The following is a 24604-nucleotide window of genomic DNA, read 5'->3' on the forward strand; positions in this document are numbered from 1 at the left end:
CATTACAGGATGGCTTTGATGCTCTCCGCCAGCGTAGTGGTTGGGCGCCCGATCAGTTTGCTCAGCGTATGGCTGTCGTCAAAGAGCCCGCCTTTGGAGGCCCCGATATCGGAGTCCGCCAGCATATCGGCCAGCCCGGCAGGCAGGCCGACGCTCTTCAGCGCGGCAGCAAACTCCGCTTCGCTGAGATTCTGGTAGGTGACCGGCTTTCCGCTCTGTTTGCTCAGTTCAGCCGCCAGTTCGCTCAGCGTCCAGCCGTGGTCGCCCGCCAGTTCATACACCTTGCCCGCATGGCCCTCTTCAGCAATCACTTTCGCTGCCGCCGCGGCATAGTCTGCGCGGGTGGCAGAGGCAATTTTGCCTTCGCCTGCCGCACCAATAAACACGCCGTGTTCCAGCGCAGGCGGCGCGCTCGCCAGATAGTTTTCGGTATACCAGCCGTTGCGCAGCAGGGCATAAGGAATGCCTGACGCCGCCAGCGCTTTTTCAGTGGCAACGTGTTCAACGTGCAGACCGAGCGGCGAGGTATCCGCATGCAGCAGGCTGGTGTAGGCGATAAATTTCACCCCTGCCGCTTTGGCGGCGTTAATCACGTTCTGGTGCTGGGCCGCGCGCTGGCCGACTTCGCTGGACGAGATCAGCAGCAGCTTATCCACGCCGTTCAGCGCGGCGGTGAATGCGGCTTCATCCGTGTAGTCCGCCTGACGAACCACAATTCCCTGCTGGCTTAAGGCTTCAGCTTTTGCCGGGTTACGTACGATAGCCACAATCTGGTTAGCCGGTACGGTGTTCAACAGCTGTTCGATAACGAGATGGCCAAGCTGGCCGGTGGCGCCGGTAATCGCGATCATGATGAATCTCCTTCGTGTTTGTCTGGTGTTGTGGCACACTAGCACCATAGCTAACTTTTAGTAAGTACGTACAAAAAGGTAAGTATGAAAACAACGATACCGACGCTCAGCGAACAATTGCGCGATGGCAATCTCTTCGCGGAACAGTGCCCTTCACGAGAGGTGCTCAAACACGTTACCAGCCGCTGGGGGGTACTGATTCTGCTGGCGCTGCGCCAGGGAACGCATCGCTTTAGCGATCTGCGCCGTAAAATGGGCGGGGTGAGCGAAAAGATGCTGTCCCAGTCGCTTCAGGCGCTGGAGCAGGACGGGTTTGTCGATCGCGTATCGTACCCGGTTGTGCCGCCGCACGTAGAGTATAGCCTGACCCCGATGGGGATCGAGGTCAGCGAGAAAGTCGCCGCGCTGGCGGACTGGATTGAGGTGAATACGCCGAAGGTGATGGCGAATCGGGACGATCGCGCGGCGTAAAAGCCGGGTGGCGGCTTCGCCTTACCCGGCCTACCCATAATCTTCCATCCCGTAGGCCGGGTAAGCGAAGCGCCACCCGGCACAATCGCCGCTACTTACTTAAATCCAGGTGATAAATCGCGAACCCAATATCATCCGTCGCGACCTGTTTCATCGGATACTGCGCCTTCTCCTTAATAAACGCGGCTGCCTTCTCGGACGGTGACGTTTCAAAGCGGATATCCAGCGGCGTATCGCTGTGGATCGGCGCCAGACGCCAGTTGTTATCCACCGCCGGATGAATTTCGCCGGCCTTTTTCGACTCGGCGCTGATCCACGCCGCCAGCACAGAGCGGTTCTCGTCCGGCGAGGCAAAGGCGATGTGTCCATCTCCCGTACCGGCAAACTTACCGCCGTAGGCACGGTAGTTATTGGTCACCACCAGGAAAGTGGCATTCGGGTCGATCGCCTTGCCGTTGAAGGTCAGGTTTTTAATGCGCTCCGCCTGCGGGTTGATCGCCTGACACTCGCCGTCATATTTCGCCGGCTGGGTGACGTCAATCTGGTAGTTCACGCCGTCGATCACGTCGAAGTTGTAGGTGCGGAAGCCGTCCCAGTTAATCAGCGACTGCGGCTTGCTGCTGTGTGGGTCAATCTGGTTAAACTGTCCGGCAGAACACTCCAGCCACTCTTTTACCTCTTTCCCGGTGGCTTTAACCACCACCAGCGTATTCGGGTAGAGATAGAGATCGGCGGCATTACGGAAGGTGAGCTGGCCCTTTTCGACCTCCACATAGCTTGCCGGGTCATTCTTACGTCCGCCCACTTTGAATGGCGCTGCGGCGGAGAGTACCGGCAGTTTCGCCAGATCCGGATCGCCCTGCACAAAATGTTCGGCATAGGCTTTCTGCGCCATGTTGACGACCTGAACGGTCGGATCGTCCTGCACCAGCGCCAGGAAGCTGTACATGCTGTCGGCGGATTTGCCGATCGGCTTGCTGACGAATTCGCGCGTGGCGTCGTGATCGTGCTTCAGCACGTCGACCAGTTTTTTATCTTCCGCCGCCAGCGATTTTTTCGCCGCCGCGTCGTAAATTGGGCGCGCTTCGGCTTTTGACTGCGTGACCTTCCAGCGGCCGCCGTCGTTATTCAGCACCAGATCCACCACGCCAAGATGGTCGCCCCACATGCCCGGCATCACCGACGGCACGCCGTTAAGCGTCCCTTTCTCAATATCCGCCCCTTTAATGCTGGCAAAGTCTTTGCCCGGGAAGACCGCGTGGGCGTGGCCGAACAGGATTGCATCAACGCCCGGAATCTCACTCAGGTAGTAAACGGAGTTTTCTGCCATGGCCTGGTATGGATCGGCGGAGAGGCCGGAATGGGCGACAACGACCACCAGATCGGCGCCTTTCTCACGCATTTCCGGCACGTATTTACGCGCGGTTTCGGTGATGTCGTTAACGGTCACCTTACCGTCGAGGTTGGCCTTATCCCACGTCATGATCTGCGGCGGGACAAAACCGATATAGCCGATTTTCAGCGTCTGTTTTTTCCCGTCCTGATCGACAACCTCAGTCTCTTTAATCAGGTAAGGCGTAAAAAGCGGCTTTTGGGTCTTAACGTCGATGATATTGGCGTTAACGTACGGGAATTTTGCACCTGCCAGGGCATCATGCAGGTATGTCAGACCGTAGTTGAATTCATGGTTGCCGAGGTTACCGACGGTATAGTCCAGGGTGTTCATCGCTTTATAAACAGGATGGATCTCGCCTTTTTTCAGCCCCCTGGTCGCCATGTAGTCCCCGAGAGGACTGCCCTGAATCAGATCGCCGTTATCGACCAGCACGCTATTTTTCACTTCGCCGCGTGCGGCATTGATCAAACTCGCCGTGCGTACCAGTCCGAATTTTTCCGTCGGGGTATCTTTGTAGTAATCGAAATCCATCATGTTGCTGTGCAGATCGGTCGTTTCCAGAATACGTAAATCGACCGTCGCTGCCTGCACGCTCGCCGCAATCAGCGTCGCCAGGAGCGTTGCGCTAAACTTAATCATCAGAAGAGTCCTTTTTTCGATCCAGGCCACAAAAGAGTATGTATCTATAACGTGTTGCTTACATAAATGTGAATCCTGACAGAAAAAAGCAACCTGAAACCGGAATTGCTTCACAGATAGCGGAATTGTTCACATTACGATATAACTAAAACAAAGAGTTAACCTCACTGCGTTAACAAAGAGGTGGAAAATGCTAGATAAAATTTGTCAGCTCGCACGGGATGCGGGGGATGCCATCATGCAGGTGTATGACGGTAGTAAACCCATGGAGGTTGTCAGCAAAGCGGACGACTCTCCGGTCACGGCGGCAGATATCGCGGCGCATAAGGTGATCCTGAAAGGGTTACAGGCCTTAACGCCGGACATCCCCGTCCTGTCAGAAGAAGCGCCGCAAAGCTGGGAAGAGCGCCAGCACTGGCAGCGCTACTGGCTGGTGGACCCCCTGGACGGGACAAAAGAGTTCATCAAGCGCAACGGTGAATTCACCGTCAATATCGCCCTGATTGAGAAGGGTAAAGCGGTGCTGGGCGTGGTCTACGCGCCGGTGATGAAGGTGATGTACAGCGCTGCGGAAGGGAAGGCGTGGAAAGAAGAGTGCGGCGTGCGCAAGCAGATCCAGGTGCGCGACGCGCGTCCGCCGCTGGTGGTGATTAGCCGCTCGCACAGCGACAGCGAGCTGCAGGAGTATCTGCAGCAGCTGGGTGAACACCAGACCACCTCGATTGGCTCATCGCTGAAATTCTGCCTGGTGGCGGAAGGACAGGCGCAGCTCTATCCCCGCTTTGGGCCGACGAACGTCTGGGATACCGCCGCCGGGCATGCCGTTGCCGCGGCCGCCGGGGCGCACGTTCATGACTGGCAGGGCAAGCCGCTGGACTACACCCCGCGCGAATCCTTCCTCAATCCCGGCTTCCGCGTCTCTCTTTATTGAGCCAGCAGCTTATGCAGCAGGTCGACAACCTGCTGCACCTCTTCCTGGGTCAGCGCCCCGTCTTTCACCCACTGTACGCGGCCGTTCTTATCCAGCACGACAATCGCAGAGCTCTCTTCCTCCAGCTGCCAGGCCTTACGGGTGACGCCGTTGCTGTCGACGATAAACTGCGACCACGGATAGAGCTTTTTATTGCTCTCAAGGCTTGAGCGCACAAACATCCCGGAGCCCGGAATGGCGTCATCGGTATTCACGATCGTGGTGGTCTGGTAACGATCGTGTGGGAATTTTGCCGCCTTGATCGCCTCCACCAGGTTGGCATTTTTCTCTTTTGCAGATGTACGACCGGCAATATGTTGTACAACTCTCACTTTGCCCGCGAGCTGCGCGCTATTCCAGGCTTTATAGCTAAACTTATCATTGTCGAGAATCAATTCTCCCCGGTCAGCAACGCCGACTGGCGGTACACGTTGTCCTTTTTCAATGTTGTGAGCACTCGCCCACAGGGGCAGCAGCAGGCAGGCTGCTGCAAGGATATTACGTAGGGTCATGGCGTTTCCTTATTGTTTGCAGGTGATCCGACCACTTGGTCATGCATTTTTAATGATAAGTGCGATCAATGTGGTTTTCCCGCAATCCTGATGCCACTTTGCGGGTGAACGCACATATCCATGAAAAAACGACGGCTTATACTGCGCTCAGTCACGCTTTGCAAAGATTATTCTGAATAATTGTAATCAAACGGTAAATAAACTTATGCACACTGGGTAACACCGTAGTTCTGGTCTATAGTCATTGGGCATTAAAATTTGCGCTCAGGACAGTCGGGCCGATTGTGGCACCGCAAGAGCGTATGATTCGCAGGAGATACAAGAATGAAAATTTTCCAACGCTACAACCCGCTTCAGGTGGCGAAGTACGTGAAGATCCTGTTCCGTGGACGGTTGTATATCAAGGATGTTGGCGCTTTTGAGTTTGATAAGGGCAAAATCCTTGTCCCAAAAGTGAAGGACAAACAGCACCTGTCTGTGATGTCCGAAGTCAACCGTCAGGTTATGCGTCTGCAAACTGAGATGGCTTAACCAACGTGCTATGCAGCAGTAAAAAAACGGCTCCCGATGGGAGCCGTTGATGTTTGTGGGGGCAGGAACCTTACGCCGACACCTTCTCTTCCGCATCCGGCAGCTTCGGCACCAGTACGGTCGGTTTGTTGTCGATGCGCGTCACCAGCAGCTGGTCGATGCGGTAGTTATCAATATCCACCACCTCAAACTTGTAGCCGGAGAACTTCACCGAGTCGGTACGTTTCGGGATCTTACGCAGCATAAACATCATAAAGCCGCCGATGGTCTCGTAGTTTCCGGACTGCGGGAACTCGTCGATATCCAGCACGCGCATCACGTCTTCAATTGGCGTGCCGCCATCAATCAGCCATGAATTATCGTCACGCTGAACAATCTGCTCTTCCAGCCCCTGGCCTACCAGGTCGCCCATCAGCGTGGTCATGACGTCGTTGAGGGTGATAATACCCACCACCAGCGCGTATTCGTTCATGATCACCGCGAAGTCTTCCCCGGCGGTTTTGAAGCTTTCCAGCGCTTCGGAGAGCGTCAGGGTGTCCGGCACAATCAGGGTATTGCGGATTTGCACGCCGCTGTTCAGCGCCAGGCTCTGGTTCGCCAGCACGCGGTTCAGCAGGTCTTTGGAGTCGACGTAACCGATGATGTGGTCAATATCTTCATTACAGACCAGGAACTTGGAGTGCGGATGCTGCGCCACTTTGTTCTTCAGGCTCTGCTCATCTTCGTGTAAATCGAACCAGATAATGCTTTCACGGCCCGTCATGGAAGAGGGCACGGTACGGGATTCCAGTTCGAATACGTTCTCAATCAGCTCGTGTTCCTGCTTGCGCAGCACCCCGGCCAGCGCGCCGGCTTCCACGACCGCATAAATGTCGTCAGAGGTGATGTCGTCTTTACGCACCATCGGCAGCTTAAAGATGCGGAAAATGACGTTTGCCAGGCCGTTGAAGAACCACACCAGCGGGCGGAACACAAACAGGCAGAAGCGCATCGGGTTGATGATACGCAAAGCCACGGCTTCTGGCGCAATCATACCGATGCGTTTCGGGGTCAGGTCGGCGAAGAGGATGAACAGCCCGGTCACCAGCGAGAAGGAGAGGATAAAGCTCAGCTGTTCGGCCAGTTCGGCGGACATGTACTGCGCAAAGAGGCTATAAAACGCCGGGGAAAATGCCGCATCGCCCACGATACCGCCCAGGATAGCCACCGCGTTCAGACCAATTTGCACCACGGTAAAGAACGTACCGGGGTTTTCCTGCATTTTGAGAATGCGAGAGGCGTTGATGTTGCCCTCGTCGGCGAGCAGCTTCAGTTTGATTTTACGGGACGCGGCCAGCGAGATCTCGGATATCGAGAAAAATGCACTGACGGCAATCAGACAAAGTATTACTAAAATACTGTTTAACATAGTTTATCCGGCTTCTCGCCAGATCCTCAGAAGGGGAGTTGATACCATTTGTGTGGAAACACATTGAACATCAGCTCGTAGCGTTGAGCCGATTATTTCAGCGGCTAGTATAGCGTAAAGAGATGTAAATCTGCCAGAGGTCACATTTTTACATAAAACAGACCGGACAGCGGGTGCTGTCCGGTACGGGCGACGATCTAACGGCTGATAATCAGGCCAGCTGTGGCGGCAGGCAGACGCCGATACCTCCGATTCCGCAGTAGCCGTACGGGTTTTTATGCAGATACTGCTGGTGATCGTCCTCGGCGTAGTAGAACGGTTTCGCGGTGGTGATTTCCGTCGTCACCTCGCGCGTATCGCCCGCTTCACGCATGGCCTGCTGGAAACGCTCAAGGCTGGCGCGCGCGGCGGCATCCTGCTCAGGGGTGAGCGGATAGATAGCCGAGCGGTACTGCGTGCCGTGGTCGTTGCCCTGACGCATGCCCTGCGCCGGGTCGTGGTTTTCCCAGAAGACCTGAAGGAGCTGTTCGTAGCTGATTACCGTCGGGTCGTACACTACGCGTACCGCTTCCGCATGGCCGGTTTCGCCGGAGCAGACTTCGCGGTAGGTTGGATTCGGCGTGTAACCGCCCGTGTAGCCGGCTGCCGTGCTGTAAACGCCAGGCAGCTGCCAGAAGAGGCGCTCAACGCCCCAGAAGCAGCCCATAGCGAACAGGGCGATTTCCATGCCATCAGGAACGTTAGTCATGGAATGGCCATTGACGGCGTGTAAAGTCGCCACAGGCATAGGGGTGTTGCGTCCCGGTAATGCATCAGCTTGTGAAACCAGATGCTTTTTGTCGAATAAACTCACGGTGGGGCCTCCCGGGGTGCGATGTTTCGGTTAAGGTTGTCACGGCGCGTTTAATTGAACACAATAAATGCGCTGAATGAGTCTAGATTTAATCATAAGAAATATTTGGGTGTTACACCCATTTTCAACCCGATATTCGGGTTTTTGGCCAACAGGCCGTATTTTGCCGCGGAGCGGCACTTCATTTGCTTCCAGGGTGGAAACAGGGATATTCAGGAGAAAACGTGACAAAAATCCGCCAGTTATGTTTAGTCAGTCTGTTGCTGACAAGCGGGATTGCCAGCGCGGCGAATGTCCGTTTGCAGGTTGAGGGGTTATCCGGGGCGCTACAAAAAAACGTGCGTGCGCAGCTATCGACCATCCAGAGTGATGAGGTGACGCCGGACCGGCGTTTCCGCGCGCGCGTCGATGATGCCATCCGTGAAGGACTAAAAGCGCTGGGGTATTACGAACCCACCATTGATTTCGATCTCCGCCCGCCCCCAAAGAAGGGGCGCCAGGTGCTTATTGCCCGCGTTTCGCCGGGCGAGCCGGTGCTGATTGGCGGCACCAACGTCATCCTGCGCGGCGGGGCGCGTACCGACCGGGATTACCTGGACCTGCTCAGCACGCGGCCGAAAATCGGCACCGTGCTCAACCACGGTGACTACGACCACTTCCAAAAAGAGCTGACCAGCGTTTCCCTGCGTAAGGGCTACTTTGACAGCCAGTTCAATAAAAGCCAGCTGGGCATTGCGCTGGCGCGACGTCAGGCCTTCTGGGATATCGACTACGACAGCGGAGAACGCTACCGCTTTGGCGACGTGACGTTCGAAGGGTCGCAAATTCGTGAAGAGTACCTGCAAAACCTCGTGCCCTTTAAAAAAGGGGATTACTACCAGTCGAGCGACCTGGGAGAGCTGAACCGACGGCTCTCAGCCACCGGCTGGTTTAACTCCGTGGTTGTCGCCCCTGAATTTGATAAGTCTCGCAAAACCAAGGTGTTGCCGCTGCACGGCGTTGTTTCGCCGCGCACCGAGAACACCATAGAAACCGGTGTGGGCTATTCGACGGACGTTGGCCCGCGCGTGAAGGCCACCTGGAAAAAGCCGTGGATGAACTCCTACGGCCATAGCCTGACCACCAGCGCCAGCATTTCCGCCCCGGAACAGCAGCTCGATTTCAGCTATAAAATGCCGCTGCTGAAAAATCCGCTTGAGCAATATTACCTGGTTCAGGGGGGCTTTAAGCGCACCGACCTGAACGATACCGAGTCCGATTCCACCACGCTTGCCGTGTCGCGTTACTGGGATCTCTCCAGCGGCTGGCAGCGCGCCATCAACCTGCGCTGGAGCCTGGATCACTTTACCCAGGCCAACGTCACCAACACCACCATGCTGCTCTATCCTGGGGTGATGATCAGCCGCACCCGCTCGCGCGGCGGCCTGATGCCGACCTGGGGCGATTCCCAGCGTTACTCTATCGATTACTCCAACACCATGTGGGGTTCCGACGTGGATTTCTCGGTGATTCAGGCGCAGAACGTCTGGATCCGCACGCTGTATGACAAACACCGCTTTGTGGTGCGCGGCAACCTCGGCTGGATTGAAACCGGCGACTTCGACAAGGTCCCGCCGGACCTGCGCTTCTTCGCCGGGGGCGATCGCAGCATCCGTGGCTATAAATACAAATCCATCGCGCCTAAGGACGATGACGGCAAGCTGATCGGTGCCTCTAAGCTGGCTACCGGCTCGCTGGAGTACCAGTACAACGTAAGCGGAAAATGGTGGGGCGCCATGTTCGTCGACGGCGGCGAAGCGGTGAGCGATATCCGCCGCAGCGATTTTAAAACCGGCGCGGGCGTCGGCGTACGCTGGCAGTCACCCGTCGGGCCCATCAAGCTCGATTTCGCCGTGCCGGTGGGCGACAAAGAAGAACACGGATTACAGTTTTACATCGGTCTGGGGCCTGAATTATGAGTTTATGGAAGAAGATAAGCCTCGGGGTGCTGATTTTTATCGTGCTGCTGCTCGGTACGGTGGCGTTTCTGGTAGGAACGACGACCGGGCTGCATCTGCTGTTTAACGCCGCGAACCGCTGGGTGCCGGGGCTGGAGATTGGCCAGGTGACGGGCGGCTGGCGCGACCTGCGCCTGAAGAACATCCGCTATGAGCAGCCGGGCGTGGCGGTGAACGCCGGGGAGTTTCACCTGGCGGTGAAGCTGGGCTGTCTGCGTGACAGCAAGCTCTGCGTCAACGATTTGTCGCTAAAAGACGTCAACGTGGCGATAGATTCGAAGAAAATGCCGAAGTCTGCGCCGGTAGAGGAAGAGGACAGCGGTCCGCTGAATCTCTCCACGCCGTACCCGATCGCGCTTTATCGGGTGGCGCTTGATAACGTCAATGTCAAAATCGACGACACCACCGTGTCCGTGATGGATTTCAGCTCTGGCCTGCGCTGGCAGGAGAAAAACCTCACCCTGACGCCAACCACCCTGCAGGGCTTGCTGATCGCGCTGCCGAAAGTGGCCGACGTGGCGCAGGAAGAGATCGTCGAGCCGAAGATCCAGAACCCGCAGCCGGAAGAGAAGCCGCTGGGCGAAACGCTGAAAGACCTCTTCTCGAAGCCTGTCCTGCCGGAAATGACCGATGTGCATCTGCCGCTGAACCTCAATATTGAAGAGTTCAAAGGCGAGCAGCTGCGCCTGACCGGCGATACCGACCTGACGGTCTATAACATGCTGCTGAAAGTCAGCAGCATTGACGGCAATATGAAGCTCGACGCGCTGGATATCGACACCAATCAGGGCTCGGTGAACGCGTCAGGCAACGCCCTGCTGCGCGACAACTGGCCGGTGGATATCACGCTGAATAGCGCCCTGAACATTGACCCGCTCAAAGGCGAGAAGGTGAAGGTCAAAGTGGGCGGGGCGCTGCGCGAGAAGCTGGATGTCGGGGTCAATCTCTCCGGCCCGGTAGACATGGTCCTGCGTGCGCAAACCCAGCTGGCGGAAGCCGGGCTGCCGCTCAATCTTGAGGTGGTCAGCAAGCAGCTTTACTGGCCATTCACCGGCGAAAAACAGTACCAGGCCGATGACCTGAAGCTGAAGCTGAGCGGCAAGATGACCGACTATACGCTCTCGTTCCGCACCGCAGTGAAGGGGCAGGGCGTGCCGCCCGCGAACATCACCCTGGATGCGAAGGGCAACGAACAGCAGGTTAACCTCGACAAGCTGACCGTCGCGGCGCTGGAAGGCAAAACCGAGTTGACCGCGCTGCTCGACTGGCAGCAGGCGATCAGCTGGCGCGGCGAGCTGAAGCTGACGGGCATTAACACCGCCAAAGAGGTGCCGGACTGGCCGTCGAAGCTGGATGGCCTGATCAAAACCCGCGGCAGCCTGTACGGCGGCACGTGGCAGATGGACGTGCCGGAGATCAAGCTCACCGGGAACGTGAAGCAGAACAAGGTAAACGTTGAAGGCTCGGTGAAAGGCAACAGCTACCTGCAGTGGGTAATCCCGGGTCTGCACGTGGCGCTGGGCCGCAACACGGCGGATATCAAAGGCGAGCTGGGGGTGAAAGATCTCAATCTGGACGCCACCATCGACGCGCCGAATCTGGATAACGCCCTGCCGGGCCTGGGCGGTACGGCGAAGGGGCTCCTGAAGGTGCGCGGCACGGTAGACGCGCCGCAGCTGCTGGCGGACATTACCGCCAATAACCTGCGCTTGCAGGCGCTGAGCGTTGCCCGCGTTCGCGTGGAAGGGGATGTGAAATCCACTGACCAGATCGGCGGAAACCTGAATCTGCGCGTGGAGCGCATTTCTCAGCCGGACGTCAACATTAACCTGGTGACCCTGGACGCCAAAGGGAACGAAAAGCAGCACGATCTCCAGCTGCGCGTGCAGGGCGAGCCGGTCTCCGGCCAGCTTCACCTGACCGGCAGTTTCGACCGCAAAGAGGAGCGCTGGAAAGGGACGCTGGATAACACCCGTTTCAACACGCCGGTCGGGCCGCTGGCGCTGTCGCGCGCCATCGCGCTGGACTACCGCAACGCCGAGCAGAAGATCAGCATTGGGCCGCACTGCTGGACCAACCCGAATGCGGAACTGTGCGTGCCGCAGACCATCGACGCGGGCGCGGAAGGACGCGCGCAGATCAACCTCAACCGCTTCGATCTGGCGATGCTGAAACCGTTTATGCCGGATACTACCCAGGCCAGCGGCGTCTTCAGCGGAAAAGCCGATTTCGCCTGGGACACCACCAAAGAGGGGCTGCCGCAGGGTAGCGTCACGCTGTCCGGGCGTAACGTGAAGGTGACGCAGGAGGTGAATGACGCGCCGCTGCCGGTGGCCTTCGACACCCTGAACCTGAGCGCAGATCTGCATAACAACCGTGCGGAGCTGGGCTGGCTGATTCGTCTCACCAATAACGGTCAGTTTGACGGCAAGGTTCAAATTACCGACCCACAGGGACGGCGAAATCTGGGCGGCAACGTCACTATCCGCAACTTCAACCTGGCGATGGTGAACCCGATTTTCGCACGCGGGGAAAAAGCCGAGGGCATGGTAAATGCCAACCTGCGCCTGGCGGGCAATGCGCAAAGCCCACAGCTGTTCGGCCAGCTGCGCCTCAGCGGCGTGGATATTGACGGCAACTTTATGCCGTTTGACATGCAGCCCAGCCAGATCGCGATGAGCTTCAACGGCATGAGCTCGACGCTGAGCGGATCGGTACTGACGCAGCAGGGGCAAATCAATCTGAGCGGCGACGCGGACTGGAGCCAGCTCGACAACTGGCGCGCCCGTATTGCCGCGAAGGGCAGTAAGGTGCGCATCACCGTACCGCCGATGGTGCGACTGGACGTCTCGCCTGATGTGGTCTTTGAAGCCACGCCAAGCCTCTTCACGCTTGACGGTCGCGTCGACGTGCCGTGGGCGCGCATCGTGGTTCACGACGTGCCGGAAAGTGCGGTTGGCGTCTCAAGTGATGAAGTTATGCTCAATGAAAATCTGAAACCGGTCGAACAGAAGAGCGCGGGCATACCGATTAATAGTAACCTTATCGTGCACGTGGGGAATAACGTGCGGTTGGATGCGTTTGGGCTGAAGGCGAGGCTTACGGGCGACCTGAAGGTGGCGCAGGATAAACAAGGGCTTGGCCTGAACGGGCAGATCAATATCCCTGAAGGGCGATTCCACGCCTATGGTCAGGATCTGATTGTCCGTAAAGGCGAGCTGCTGTTCTCCGGTCCACCGGATCAACCCTTGCTGAACATTGAAGCGATTCGTAACCCGGAAGCGACGGAAAACGACGTCATTGCCGGGGTACGCGTCACCGGTTCCGCCGACGAACCGAAGGCGGAGATCTTCTCTGACCCGGCGATGTCCCAGCAGGAAGCCCTCTCTTACCTGCTGCGTGGTCAAGGTCTCGACAGCGGTCAGAGCGACAGCGCGGCGATGACTTCGATGTTAGTGGGGCTGGGGGTTGCACAAAGTGGGCAGGTTGTGGGTAAAATCGGCGAGACGTTCGGCGTAAGCAATCTGGCGCTGGACACCCAGGGCGTGGGTGACTCCTCGCAGGTGGTGGTCAGCGGCTATGTACTGCCGGGTCTGCAGGTAAAATATGGTGTGGGGATCTTTGACTCACTGGCAACACTCACGTTACGCTATCGCCTGATGCCTAAGCTATATCTGGAAGCAGTGTCCGGCGTAGACCAGGCACTTGATCTGCTCTATCAGTTTGAGTTTTAGCAATGCGAATATTTGTCTACGGCAGTTTACGAACCAGGCAAGGCAACAGTCACTGGATGACCAATGCCCAGCTACTGGGGAATTACAATATCGAGAACTACCAGTTGTACAGCCTGGGCCACTATCCAGGCGCGGTTCCGGGCGAAGGAACAGTACAGGGTGAAGTTTATCGTATTGATAACGCGACGCTTGCCGAACTTGATGCCTTGCGCACCAGGGGCGGTGAATACGCACGCCAGTTGATCCAGACGCCGTACGGAAGCGCGTGGATGTATGTCTACCAGCGTCCAGTCGACGGGTTAACGCGGATCGTAAGCGGTAACTGGTTAGACAGAGACCAGTACTGAAAAACGACAACGCCACCGTAAGGTGGCGTTGTTTTTTGTGTCTGGCAGTAAGAATTACTTCTTAGCAGCGCGTTCGAAAGAGGCGATGATTTCCGCTTTCGCTGCTTCTGCGTTGTCCCAGCCGTCAACTTTAACCCACTTGCCTTTTTCGAGGTCTTTGTAGTGCTCGAAGAAGTGAGTGATCTGCGCTTTCAGCAGCTCTGGCAGGTCGTTCACATCTTTGATGTGATCGTATTCTTTGCTCAGCTTGGTGTGCGGTACCGCAACCAGCTTCGCATCTTCACCGGATTCGTCGGTCATTTTCAGCACGCCAACGGGACGGCAGCGAATCACTGCGCCTGGCTGTAGTGGGTATGGCGTTGGGACCAGCACGTCAACCGGGTCACCGTCCAGAGACAGGGTGTGGTTGATGTAACCGTAGTTGCACGGATAGAACATCGCGGTAGACATGAAGCGGTCTACGAACAGGGCGCCGCTCTCTTTGTCCACTTCGTATTTGATCGGATCTGCGTTAGCCGGGATTTCGATAACTACGTAGATGTCTTCTGGCAGTTCTTTACCCGCTGGGACGTTGAGTAAGCTCATGTCGGTGTCCTTTAAAATGGATGGTAAACAAGTGGCAGGTATTATAGCCAACTCGCGCTGAATGTCTCCGCCTGTTTTCGCCTTCTCTCCACGTTCTTCCCACTTTTCAGACCGATTCCATGACAGAAAAATCCATAAACTCAGCCGCATTTTTCATGGAGAAATGAAAGCGATTACAAACTTGTGATTAACGTTTTATTCACTTTTCTGAAGTGTGATGTAACGCAATTCGTTACATATTTCATGGGCTATAGTCATTCCGCAGAACATCTTTTAACCAACAATAACTCACCCTACGAGGACGTTCATATGTGGAAGCGCTTACTCCTTGTCACAGCAGTTTCGGCAGCCATGTCGTCTATGGCGATGGCCGCTCCCTTAACCGTAGGTTTTTCGCAGGTCGGCTCTGAATCTGGCTGGCGAGCGGCAGAAACCAACGTGGCGAAAAGCGAAGCTCAGAAACGCGGCATTACCCTGAAAATCGCCGATGGTCAGCAAAAACAAGAGAATCAGATCAAAGCCGTACGCTCCTTTATCGCCCAGGGCGTGGATGCCATCTTTATTGCACCCGTCGTGGCGACCGGCTGGGAACCCGTCCTGAAGGAAGCGAAAGACGCTGAAATCCCGGTCTTCCTGCTCGATCGTTCCATCGACGTCAAAGACAAATCTCTCTATATGACCACCGTGACGGCCAACAACGTGCTGGAAGGGCAGCTAATTGGCGACTGGCTGATAAAACAGGTCGACGGCAAGCCGTGTAACGTTGTTGAACTGCAGGGCACCGTCGGGGCGAGCGTGGCCATCGACCGTAAAAAAGGCTTTGCTGAAGCCATCGCGAAAGCGCCAAACATCAAGATTATCCGCTCTCAGTCCGGCGACTTTACCCGCAGCAAAGGTAAAGAGGTGATGGAGAGCTTCATTAAGGCTGAAAACAACGGCAAGAACATCTGCATGGTTTACGCCCACAACGATGACATGGCGATCGGCGCGATTCAGGCAATTAAAGAAGCGGGCCTGAAGCCGGGCAAAGATATCCTCACCGGCTCTATCGACGGCGTGCCTGATATCTACAAAGCGATGATCGACGGCGAAGCCAACGCCAGCGTGGAGCTGACGCCAAACATGGCCGGCCCGGCATTCGACGCGCTGGAGAAATTCAAGAAAGACGGCACGATGCCGGAGAAAGTGACGGTCACCAAATCCACGCTCTACCTGCCTGACACGGCGAAAGAAGAGTTAGAGAAGAAGAAAAATATGGGCTACTAAGCCTGTCTGAACATGCCGGGTGACGCTGCGCTTACCCGGCCTACGATACGCTCTTTTGTAGGCCGGATAAGCGTAGCGCCATCCGGCTTGATGCAGGGGGAAACCATGACCACTGAACAACACCAGGAAATCCTCCGCACAGAGGGCTTGAGTAAATTCTTCCCCGGCGTAAAGGCGCTGGATAACGTTGATTTCAGCCTGCGGCGCGGGGAGATCATGGCGCTGCTGGGGGAAAACGGCGCGGGAAAATCGACGCTGATTAAATCTCTGACCGGCGTTTATCACGCCGACCGTGGCACCATCTGGCTGGAAGGTAACGCCATTTCGCCAAAAAACACCGCCCATGCCCAGCAGTTGGGGATCGGGACGGTATACCAGGAAGTGAACCTGCTGCCGAATATGTCGGTGGCGGATAACCTGTTTATTGGCCGTGAGCCACGACGCTTTGGCCTGCTGCGCCGTAAAGAGATGGAGGCGCGGGCGACAAAGCTGATGGAATCCTACGGCTTCTCTCTCGACGTTCGCGAGCCGCTGAACCGCTTTTCCGTGGCGATGCAGCAGATCGTCGCCATTTGCCGCGCGATCGATCTCTCGGCAAAGGTGCTGATCCTCGACGAACCCACCGCCAGCCTCGATACCCAGGAGGTGGAAATGCTCTTTACCCTGATGCGCCAGCTGCGCGATCAGGGCGTCAGCCTGATCTTCGTCACCCACTTCCTCGATCAGGTGTACGAGGTGAGCGATCGCATTACGGTGCTGCGCAACGGCAGCTTTGTCGGCTGCCGTGAAACCCGCGAGCTGCCGCAGATCGAGCTGGTCAAAATGATGCTGGGCCGCGAGCTGGAGACCAACGCCCTTCAGCGCGCGGGCCGCACGCTGCTGAGCGAGAAGCCGGTCGCCGCGTTCAGCGATTACGGTAAAAAAGGGGTCATCTCGCCGTTTAACCTTGAGGTGCGGCCGGGCGAAATTGTCGGGCTGGCGGGTCTGCTGGGCTCGGGGCGTACCGAGACCGCCGAGGTGATCTTCGGGATCAAGCCCGCCGACAGCGGCAGCGCGCTGATCAAGGGCAAACCGCAAACCCTGCGATCGCCGCATCAGGCCTCCTGCCTGGGGGTGGGTTTCTGCCCGGAAGACAGGAAAACGGACGGCATTATTGCCGCCGCCTCGGTGCGGGAAAATATCATTCTGGCGCTTCAGGCGCAGCGCGGCTGGCTGCGGCCGATCCCACGCAAAGAGCAGAACGCCATTGCTGAGCGCTTTATCCGCCAGCTCGGCATCCGCACCCCGAGCGCGGAACAGCCCATCGAGTTCCTCTCCGGTGGTAACCAGCAGAAAGTGCTGCTCTCCCGCTGGTTGCTGACCAAACCCCAGTTCCTGATCCTCGACGAACCGACCCGCGGCATTGACGTAGGGGCGCACGCCGAAATTATCCGGCTTATCGAAACCCTGTGCGCAGACGGTCTGGCCCTGCTGGTCATTTCGTCCGAGCTGGAAGAGCTGGTGGGCTATGCCGATCGCGTCATCATCATGCGCGATCGTAAACAGGTGGCAGAGATCCCGCTGGATAAGCTGTCCGTTCCGGCGATCATGAATGCCATCGCGGCGTAAGGAGTGAATCGTGATGTCCCGTTCGCTTTCGCAAACCGGTGAGTCAAAGCGCCGCTTCAGCTGGCCGACCGGCACGCCGCAAATCGCGGCGCTGCTGGTGGTGCTGCTGGTAGATAGCCTTGTCGCACCGCATTTCTTCCAGATTATTGTTCAGGATGGCCGCCTGTTTGGCAGCCCGATAGACATTTTAAACCGCGCCGCGCCCGTGGCGCTGCTGGCCATCGGGATGACGCTGGTCATCGCCACCGGCGGGATTGATCTCTCCGTCGGCGCGGTGATGGCTATCGCCGGGGCCACGGCAGCCTCCATGACCGTGGCCGGGCATAGCCTGCCGGTGGTCCTGCTTGCAGCCTTAGGCACTGGCGTGCTGGCCGGATTATGGAACGGCATTCTGGTGGCGGTGCTGAAAATCCAGCCCTTTGTCGCCACGCTCATTTTAATGGTGGCCGGGCGCGGCGTCGCGCAGCTAATTACCTCCGGACAGATTGTCACCTTTAACTCGCCGAGCCTGGCGTGGCTCGGCAGCGGCAACCTTCTGTTCTTCCCGACGCCGGTGATGATTGCCCTGGTGACGCTAGTGGTGTTCTGGCTTTTCACCCGCAAAACGGCGCTGGGCATGTTCATTGAGGCCGTCGGGATCAACATCCGCGCCGCGCGCAACGCCGGGGTTAACACGCGGCTGATGGTGATGCTGACCTACGTGCTGAGCGGTATTTGCGCCGCCATCGCCGGCGTGATCGTCGCGGCGGATATTCGCGGAGCCGATGCCAACAACGCCGGGCTCTGGCTGGAGCTGGATGCGATCCTGGCGGTGGTCATCGGCGGCGGGTCGCTGATGGGCGGGCGCTTTAACCTGCTGCTCTCGGCGATCGGCGCGCTGATCATTCAGGGCATGAACACCGGGATCCTGCTTTCGGGATTCCAGCCGGAACTCAACCAGGTGGTGAAAGCGGTGGTCGTGCTCTGCGTGCTGATCGTCCAGTCGCCGCGCTTTGTCAGCATCATTAAGGGGATCCGTGGCCATGATAAAACGTAATTTGCCGCTAATGATCACGCTGGGCGTGTTTGTGCTGGGCTATCTCTACTGCCTGACCCAGTTCCCGGGGTTTGCCTCGACGCGCGTGATCTGCAATATCCTGACCGATAACGCCTTTTTAGGCATCATCGCAGTCGGCATGACCTTTGTGATCCTCTCCGGCGGGATCGACCTCTCCGTCGGCTCGGTGATCGCGTTTACGGGCGTGTTCCTCGCGAAAGCGATCGGCTTCTGGGGCATCTCTCCGCTGGTGGCGTTTCCGCTGGTGCTGGCGATGGGCTGTGCGTTTGGCGCCTTTATGGGGCTGCTGATCGACGCGTTAAAAATTCCGGCATTTATCATTACCCTCGCGGGGATGTTCTTCCTGCGCGGGGTGAGCTACCTGGTGTCGGAAGAGTCGATTCCCATTAACCATCCGGTGTACGACACGCTCTCCAGCCTTGCGTGGAAAATCCCCGGCGGCGGCCGCCTGAGCGCGATGGGGCTGCTGATGCTGGGCGTGGTAGTGATTGGCATCTTCCTCGCCCACCGCACCCGGTTTGGCAATCAGGTTTACGCCATTGGCGGCAACGCCACGTCGGCCAACCTGATGGGGATCTCGACCCGCAGCACCACCATCCGCATCTATATGCTCTCGACCGGCCTGGCGACGCTGGCGGGGATCGTCTTCTCGGTGTATACCCAGGCGGGCTATGCCCTTGCAGGCGTTGGCGTGGAGCTGGATGCGATTGCTTCTGTGGTCATCGGCGGTACGCTGCTCAGCGGCGGCGTGGGGACGGTGCTGGGGACGCTGTTCGGCGTGGCGATTCAGGGGCTGATCCAGACCTATATCAACTTTGACGGCACGCTCAGCTCGTGGTGGACGAAGATCGCCATCGGCATTCTGCTGTTTATTTTTATTGCCCTGCAGCGCGGCCTGACGGTGCTCTGGGAGAACCGTCAAAGCTCGCCTGTTACCCGCGTGAACACATCGGTAACAGAGCGATAACATGCTGAAAGTCTAAACATTTTCCGGTAGCGGCCGATACTCTTTTTTTATGCCCAGAAATATCTCGCTACCGGAAATAATATCATGCTGAAAACGCTATCGATTCGTACCGGCTTGCTCTCTTTACTGGCCGTTATGACCCTTCTGCTGCTGATTGTCAGCGGCATTGGCATTTATGCCCTCACACAGAGTTCTTCTTCGCTGCAGCGCATTAATCACCTTCAGGGTGAGCAGATGGTGCAGCTTAATTCAGGCTATACGCTGATCCTGCGCGCGCGCAATGAAGCGGGACAGGCCGTCCGCATGATGGAAATCGGCATGCTGGACGATGCGGCCAGCGCGGTAAAAAACATCAATCAGGAAGTCGCCCTGGCCCAGAAAACGCTGAAGGGCGTGATCGACGGCGGCGTGGCTGACGAGCAGGGGCAGCAGCTGCTCGATAAAGTGGCAGCCAGCCTGGCGGCGTATAACCAGCAGGGGATCAACCCGATGCTGAAAACCCTCAATGACCAGAGCGCGGACGGGTATTACGACCTGCTGGAGAAGACGCTGATCCCGCTGGCGTCAGCGTTTGATAACGACATGCAGGCGTTTCAGAAATGGAGCGAAGCGCGAGGTCAGGCGGAAGTGAGTGCCGTGCAGGCGAGCAAAACCCGCGTCCTGATCCTGATTATCGTCGCCGCGCTGCTGACGGCGGGCATTATCGTGCTGGCCTGGCTGGCGCTGCGCCATATGCTGCTCAAGCCGCTCTCGGCGTCGATTGCTCAGCTGGAGAACGTGGCGGCGGGCGATTTAACCCATACGCTGGCCGCGCCCGCGAGCCAGGAGTTTAACCGCCTTAACGCGGTCATTGAGGAGATGCGTCAGTCGCTGATGAACTCGGTTCTGCGGGTACGCGATGCCAGCGCGCAGATTGACACCGGCAGCCGCGAGCTGACGCTGGGGAACCGGGATCTCGCCGAGCGAACGGAATCCACCGCCACGTCGCTGGAGCAGACGGCGGCCAGCATGGAACAGATCACCGCCACGGTGAAGCTCAACGCCGATAACGCCGAGCAGGCGCACCAGCTGGCGAAGTCGGTCTCCGACACGGCCGATCACGGCAGCGAAATGGTCTGCTACGTGATTGAAAAAATGCGCGATATCTCCGGCAGCTCGGCGCGCATCGCCGACATCCTGAGCGTGATCGACGGCATTGCCTTCCAGACCAATATCCTGGCGCTTAACGCCTCCGTAGAGGCGGCGCGCGCGGGCGAGCAGGGGCGCGGGTTTGCCGTCGTCGCGGGCGAGGTGCGAAACCTGGCCAGCCGCAGCGCCGACGCGGCGAAAGAGATTCGTTCTCTTATCAGTGATTCGCAAACCCACGTTAACGAGGGCAGCGAGCTGGCCCAGCAGGCGGGCGAAACGATGGATGAGATCGCAACAGAAGTGCTGCGCATGACCAAACTGATGCGTGAGATTGCGACCGCGTCTCAGGAGCAGAGCCGCGGCATTGAGCAGGTGAATATTGCGGTAAACCAGATGGACGAAACCGCGCAGCAGAATGCGGCGCTGGTGCAGCAATCCTCTGCCGCGACCCGCTCCCTTGAGGAGCAGTCGCGTCAGCTGATGGAAGCCATGTCATCATTCAAAGTGACGACTCAGAACGCGGCATAATATTACCCAGCCCCGGTACGTTCTGTGCCGGGGTTTTATTCCTTCCGGAATTAAGCGCCCCGATATTATCGTGAATTTCGCCCATTAATATTTCCAGCGAGCTGGTTAAGGCTAATGCTTTTTCAGTCGGCTCAAGATATAAGCCTTTGCGGAGAAATAACGGCTCATCAAAGAGTTGATTAAAACGCTTTAATGCCAGACTCACCGCAGGGCGTGACATCTCCAGACGCAAAGAGGCCTTTGCCATGCTGCCGCAGCGGACGATTTCAATAAATACAGGGATAAGATTTAAATCAATGCCGGTATTAGCACGGGAATAATTTTTCATTGCGTTTCTGCTCCACGAAATATCTGTCAAACTGTTATGGAAATAATGCAGGAGCAATGGCGAATATTAAAGCGTGTTTTTTATAAACACTTATACGGTAAAATATATAAATGAACAGGGGAGCCGGATCGGCTCCCCTGAAGAGAGGGATTACGCGTCCGGGTACTCGCGGATAAAGCGTTCAACGTCTTCAACCATGTGGTTGTTGCCGACGAAGAACGAACGGCGCTGGTGAAGGCTTTCCGGCACGATCTCCAGAATACGCTCTTTACCGTCGCTCGCCTTACCACCCGCCTGTTCGGCCAGGAACGCCATCGGGTTGCATTCGTACAGCAGACGCAGCTTCCCGTCCGGGTGGCTGGCGGTGCTTGGGTAGAGGTAAATGCCGCCTTTCAGCAGGTTACGGTGGAAATCCGCGACCAGAGAGCCAATATAGCGGGACGTGTACGGGCGCTGCGTCGCTTTATCTTCTTCCTGGCAGAATTTGATGTACTTCTTCACGCCGTTCGGGAAGCGGATGTAGTTACCTTCGTTAATGGAGTAGGTATTGCCCTTCTCCGGGAAGCGCATGCGTTCCTGGCTCAGACAGAAAACGCCCAGGGAAGGATCGTACGTAAAGGCGTGAACCCCGCAACCGGTGGTGTAGACCAGCATGGTGGAGGAGCCATAGACGACGTAACCGGCAGCAACCTGATTAATGCCCGGCTGCAGGAAATCTTCTTCGGTCACCGGCGTGCCAACAGGCGTGACGCGGCGGTAGATAGAGAAAATGGTACCGACAGAAACGTTAACGTCGATGTTGGAGGAGCCGTCGAGCGGATCCATCAGAACAACGTATTTCGCGTGTTCACACCCTTCGAAAACAACAATTTCATCTTCTTCTTCGGAGGCGATACCCGCAACGATGTCGCGCGCGCGCAGTGCAGCTTTCAGTTTTTCATTTGCGAACAGATCGAGTTTCTGTTGAACCTCGCCCTGAACGTTCTCGGCACCGCTGGCACCCAGGATATCGACCAGACCGGCCTTGTTGATATCACGGTGGATGATCTTAGCGCCCAGCTTTATTGCCGACAGCAAAGCAGTGAGTTCACCGGTAGCATGAGAGAACTCGTGCTGCTTTTCGACAATAAATTCACCTAACGTTTTCATAACACTTTCCCTGCATCTTTGTGAGTAGAGCGATTGTATGTTCACTAAAACGACTAAAGCCCAACAATCTTAACAAATATTCAAATAGTAGCGCAGAGGTGAATCGCGCCAGCAACATACGGATTTACCTGAAATGCGTTTCACAGCCGCTAACATGTGAGTAAAATGTGCGCCACATTAAAGAAGGATAGTGACGTATGCGCATTCATATATTGGGGATTTGTGGCACTTTCATGGGCGGACTGGCAATGCTGGCGCGCTCGCTGGGCCATGAGGTGACAGGTTCGGACGCCAATGTGTATCCGCCAATGAGCACACTTCTGGAGAAACAGGGCATCTCTCTTATTCAGGGCTACGATGCCAGCCAGCTGGATCCCGAGCCGGACCTGGTGATTATTGGCAACGCCATGACCCGCGGCAATCCGTGCGTTGAGGCGGTACTGGAACGCAATATTCCGTTCATGTCCGGCCCGCAGTGGCTGCATGACTTCGTCCTGCGCGACCGCTGGGTGGTTGCCGTTGCCGGTACCCACGGCAAAACGACCACCGCGGGCATGGCGACCTGGATCCTCGAAGCCTGCGGCTACAAGCCGGGCTTCGTCATCGGCGGCGTACCGGGTAATTTCGACGTCTCTGCGCGTCTGGGAGACAGCCCGTTCTTTGTGATCGAAGCCGACGAGTATGACTGCGCGTTCTTCGACAAGCGCTCCAAGTTCGTGCACTACTGCCCGCGCACGCTGATCCTCAACAACCTTGAGTTTGACCACGCGGATATTTTTGACGACCTGAAAGCCATTCAGAAACAGTTCCACCACCTGGTGCGCATCGTTCCGGGCCAGGGCCGCATCATCCTGCCGGAAAACGACATCAACCTGAAGCAGACCCTGGCGATGGGCTGCTGGAGCGAGCAGGAGCTGGTGGGCGAGCAGGGCCACTGGCAGGCGAAGAAACTCAACGCCGATGCCTCCGAGTGGGAAGTGCTGCTCGACGGCGAAAAAGTGGGCGAGGTGAAGTGGGGCCTGGTGGGCGAACACAACATGCACAACGGCCTGATGGCGATTGCGGCAGCGCGTCACGTGGGCGTTCAGCCTGCGGATGCGGCGAATGCGCTGGGTTCGTTTATCAATGCCCGCCGCCGTCTGGAGCTGCGCGGTGAAGCCCACGGCGTCACCGTGTATGACGATTTCGCGCACCACCCAACGGCCATTCTGGCGACGCTTGCCGCCCTGCGTGGCAAAGTTGGCGGTACCGCGCGCATTCTGGCGGTGCTGGAACCGCGCTCGAACACCATGAAGATGGGCATCTGCAAAGACGATCTCGCGCCGTCGTTAGGACGTGCCGATGAAGTCTTCCTGCTGCAGCCGCAGCATATTCCGTGGCAGGTGGCGGAAGTGGCCGATGCCTGCATTCAGCCTGCGCACTGGAGCGCGGATGTGGATGTGCTCGCGGATATGGTGGTGAAAGCCGCTCAGCCCGGCGACCATATTCTGGTGATGAGCAACGGCGGTTTCGGTGGGATCCATCAGAAGCTGCTGGACGGTCTGGCGAAGAAAGCGGAAGCGGCCGCCGAGGCGTAAAAAAAAGCCCGGTGGCGCTAGCGCTTACCGGGCCTACGTTCTTTTCCCCCTCGCCCCTCCGGGGTGAGGGGAACGGATTACTCTTCGTTCTCAGACAGCTCGCGCAGATACTGGAAAATCAGGCGCGCAGACTTCGGCGGCTTATTCCCTTCTTTCTCTTTCTTCGCGTTGCGGATCAAGGAACGCAGCTGCTGGCGGTCGGCATCCGGCCACAGGTTCAGCACTTCCGGTACGGCGTCATCACCCTGTTCAATCAGACGATCGCGGATCTGCTCCAGCTTGTGGAACAGCGCAACCTGCTGGTTGTGGCGGTTTTTCAGCTTGTCCAGCGCCTGGCGGATCGGATCGACGTCGCGCTGACGCAGCATTTTCCCGATAAGCTGAAGCTGGCGACGACGGCCTTCTTTTTTGATTTTCTGTGCCAGTTCAATGGCATCGCGCAGATCCTGGTCGAGCGGGATCTTATCCAGCGCGTTTTTACCCAGTTCTACCATTTCCGCGCCAAGCTGTTTTAACTCTTCGGCGTCACGTTTAATTTCACTTTTACTGACCCAGATGATCTCATCATCTTCGTCTTCGATGTCATCACCGGGAACGTCGTCGAGCCAGTCTTCGGGCTGCTTAGTCATGTCAGGCTCCTTAAAAAAAGAGGCTAATGTTACCAGTTAAGACGCGCACTGAAAAACGGTTCTCTGTTAGACT

21 protein-coding genes are annotated in these 24604 nt (G+C 57.1%); 12 read left to right on the forward strand and 9 right to left on the reverse strand.

The window, feature by feature from the left end; genetic code table 11:
• Positions 1–2: 2 nt before the first annotated feature.
• Entirely contained in the window at positions 3–851 is an 849-nt protein-coding gene (locus N6P30_RS12905) for an SDR family oxidoreductase (protein ID WP_023293439.1), read from the reverse strand.
• 84 nt (positions 852–935) lie between these two features.
• Between N6P30_RS12905 and N6P30_RS12910 the strand changes: the two genes are divergently transcribed.
• On the forward strand, positions 936–1322 hold the full coding sequence (locus tag N6P30_RS12910; protein ID WP_008502885.1) for a winged helix-turn-helix transcriptional regulator: 387 nt from the start codon (positions 936–938) through the stop codon (positions 1320–1322).
• Between the two features lie 91 nt (positions 1323–1413).
• Here N6P30_RS12910 and N6P30_RS12915 read toward each other — a convergent pair whose 3' ends face one another.
• Positions 1414–3357: a bifunctional 2',3'-cyclic-nucleotide 2'-phosphodiesterase/3'-nucleotidase gene (locus tag N6P30_RS12915; protein ID WP_023293438.1), complete on the reverse strand. Its 1944-nt coding sequence runs from the start codon at positions 3355–3357 to the stop codon at positions 1414–1416.
• Between the two features lie 190 nt (positions 3358–3547).
• Between N6P30_RS12915 and cysQ the strand changes: the two genes are divergently transcribed.
• Positions 3548–4288 carry a 3'(2'),5'-bisphosphate nucleotidase CysQ gene (gene cysQ, locus N6P30_RS12920; RefSeq protein ID WP_008501432.1) on the forward strand — a complete coding sequence of 247 codons (741 nt, stop codon included), beginning with the start codon at positions 3548–3550 and terminating at the stop codon, positions 4286–4288.
• Here the strand turns inward: cysQ and N6P30_RS12925 are convergent.
• The gene (locus N6P30_RS12925) at positions 4282–4839 is read right to left on the reverse strand and encodes a YtfJ family protein (RefSeq protein ID WP_023293437.1); all 558 of its coding nucleotides are present in this window, start codon (positions 4837–4839) and stop codon (positions 4282–4284) included. The genes cysQ and N6P30_RS12925 overlap by 7 nt on opposite strands.
• A 324-nt stretch (positions 4840–5163) precedes the next feature.
• Between N6P30_RS12925 and N6P30_RS12930 the strand changes: the two genes are divergently transcribed.
• Complete coding sequence (locus tag N6P30_RS12930; protein ID WP_008501430.1) at positions 5164–5370, forward strand: DUF1107 domain-containing protein; 207 nt, start codon at positions 5164–5166, stop codon at positions 5368–5370.
• 70 nt (positions 5371–5440) lie between these two features.
• On the opposite strand, the gene N6P30_RS12935 is transcribed toward N6P30_RS12930, so the two are convergent.
• Together N6P30_RS12935 and msrA are read right to left on the reverse strand one after the other, a co-directional pair.
• Positions 5441–6778 carry a hemolysin family protein gene (locus tag N6P30_RS12935; protein ID WP_008501429.1) on the reverse strand — a complete coding sequence of 446 codons (1338 nt, stop codon included), beginning with the start codon at positions 6776–6778 and terminating at the stop codon, positions 5441–5443.
• A gap of 211 nt (positions 6779–6989) precedes the next feature.
• On the reverse strand, positions 6990–7631 hold the full coding sequence (msrA, locus tag N6P30_RS12940; RefSeq protein ID WP_008501428.1) for a peptide-methionine (S)-S-oxide reductase MsrA: 642 nt from the start codon (positions 7629–7631) through the stop codon (positions 6990–6992).
• 224 nt (positions 7632–7855) lie between these two features.
• On the opposite strand from msrA, the gene tamA reads away from it, so the two are divergent.
• From tamA to N6P30_RS12955, 3 genes are read left to right on the forward strand one after another with little or no spacing between them, the layout of a single operon-like run.
• Positions 7856–9589, forward strand: a complete 1734-nt coding sequence (gene tamA, locus N6P30_RS12945) for an autotransporter assembly complex protein TamA (RefSeq protein ID WP_023293436.1) — start codon at positions 7856–7858, stop codon at positions 9587–9589.
• Positions 9586–13362, forward strand: coding sequence for an autotransporter assembly complex protein TamB (gene tamB / locus N6P30_RS12950; protein WP_023293435.1), 3777 nt, complete (start codon positions 9586–9588; stop codon positions 13360–13362). Before tamA ends, tamB begins: the two co-directional genes overlap by 4 nt.
• Before the next feature lie 2 nt (positions 13363–13364).
• Positions 13365–13709 (forward strand): gamma-glutamylcyclotransferase, encoded by a 345-nt coding sequence (locus tag N6P30_RS12955; RefSeq protein ID WP_008501424.1) that lies wholly within the window; start codon positions 13365–13367, stop codon positions 13707–13709.
• A gap of 54 nt (positions 13710–13763) precedes the next feature.
• Here N6P30_RS12955 and ppa read toward each other — a convergent pair whose 3' ends face one another.
• Positions 13764–14294, reverse strand: a complete 531-nt coding sequence (gene ppa, locus N6P30_RS12960) for an inorganic diphosphatase (protein ID WP_008501423.1) — start codon at positions 14292–14294, stop codon at positions 13764–13766.
• A gap of 309 nt (positions 14295–14603) precedes the next feature.
• Here ppa and ytfQ point away from each other — a divergent pair, with 309 nt between their 5' ends.
• The 5 genes from ytfQ (at position 14604) to N6P30_RS12985 (ending at position 20848) form a co-directional block, all read left to right on the forward strand.
• Positions 14604–15560 carry a galactofuranose ABC transporter substrate-binding protein YtfQ gene (ytfQ, locus tag N6P30_RS12965; protein WP_021240696.1) on the forward strand — a complete coding sequence of 319 codons (957 nt, stop codon included), beginning with the start codon at positions 14604–14606 and terminating at the stop codon, positions 15558–15560.
• A gap of 105 nt (positions 15561–15665) precedes the next feature.
• Complete coding sequence (ytfR, locus tag N6P30_RS12970; RefSeq protein WP_008501421.1) at positions 15666–17168, forward strand: galactofuranose ABC transporter, ATP-binding protein YtfR; 1503 nt, start codon at positions 15666–15668, stop codon at positions 17166–17168.
• A gap of 10 nt (positions 17169–17178) precedes the next feature.
• Positions 17179–18204 (forward strand): galactofuranose ABC transporter, ATP-binding protein YtfT, encoded by a 1026-nt coding sequence (gene ytfT / locus N6P30_RS12975; RefSeq protein ID WP_021240695.1) that lies wholly within the window; start codon positions 17179–17181, stop codon positions 18202–18204.
• On the forward strand, positions 18191–19192 hold the full coding sequence (gene yjfF / locus N6P30_RS12980; protein WP_023293434.1) for a galactofuranose ABC transporter, permease protein YjfF: 1002 nt from the start codon (positions 18191–18193) through the stop codon (positions 19190–19192). Before ytfT ends, yjfF begins: the two co-directional genes overlap by 14 nt.
• An 84-nt stretch (positions 19193–19276) precedes the next feature.
• On the forward strand, positions 19277–20848 hold the full coding sequence (locus tag N6P30_RS12985) for a methyl-accepting chemotaxis protein (protein ID WP_021240693.1): 1572 nt from the start codon (positions 19277–19279) through the stop codon (positions 20846–20848).
• On the opposite strand, the gene N6P30_RS12990 is transcribed toward N6P30_RS12985, so the two are convergent.
• Positions 20820–21176, reverse strand: coding sequence for a LysR family transcriptional regulator (locus N6P30_RS12990; protein WP_008501417.1), 357 nt, complete (start codon positions 21174–21176; stop codon positions 20820–20822). The genes N6P30_RS12985 and N6P30_RS12990 overlap by 29 nt on opposite strands.
• Before the next feature lie 150 nt (positions 21177–21326).
• Complete coding sequence (fbp, locus tag N6P30_RS12995; RefSeq protein WP_008501416.1) at positions 21327–22325, reverse strand: class 1 fructose-bisphosphatase; 999 nt, start codon at positions 22323–22325, stop codon at positions 21327–21329.
• A 197-nt stretch (positions 22326–22522) separates the two neighbouring features.
• Between fbp and mpl the strand changes: the two genes are divergently transcribed.
• Positions 22523–23902, forward strand: coding sequence for a UDP-N-acetylmuramate:L-alanyl-gamma-D-glutamyl-meso-diaminopimelate ligase (gene mpl, locus N6P30_RS13000; RefSeq protein ID WP_023293433.1), 1380 nt, complete (start codon positions 22523–22525; stop codon positions 23900–23902).
• A gap of 77 nt (positions 23903–23979) precedes the next feature.
• On the opposite strand, the gene yjgA is transcribed toward mpl, so the two are convergent.
• Positions 23980–24531, reverse strand: coding sequence for a ribosome biogenesis factor YjgA (gene yjgA / locus N6P30_RS13005; protein ID WP_008501414.1), 552 nt, complete (start codon positions 24529–24531; stop codon positions 23980–23982).
• Positions 24532–24604: the final 73 nt, after the last annotated feature.

It is taken from the genome of Enterobacter sp. PL1 (assembly GCF_945957325.1).
In the GTDB taxonomy this organism is placed as follows: Bacteria; Pseudomonadota; Gammaproteobacteria; order Enterobacterales; family Enterobacteriaceae; genus Enterobacter; species Enterobacter roggenkampii.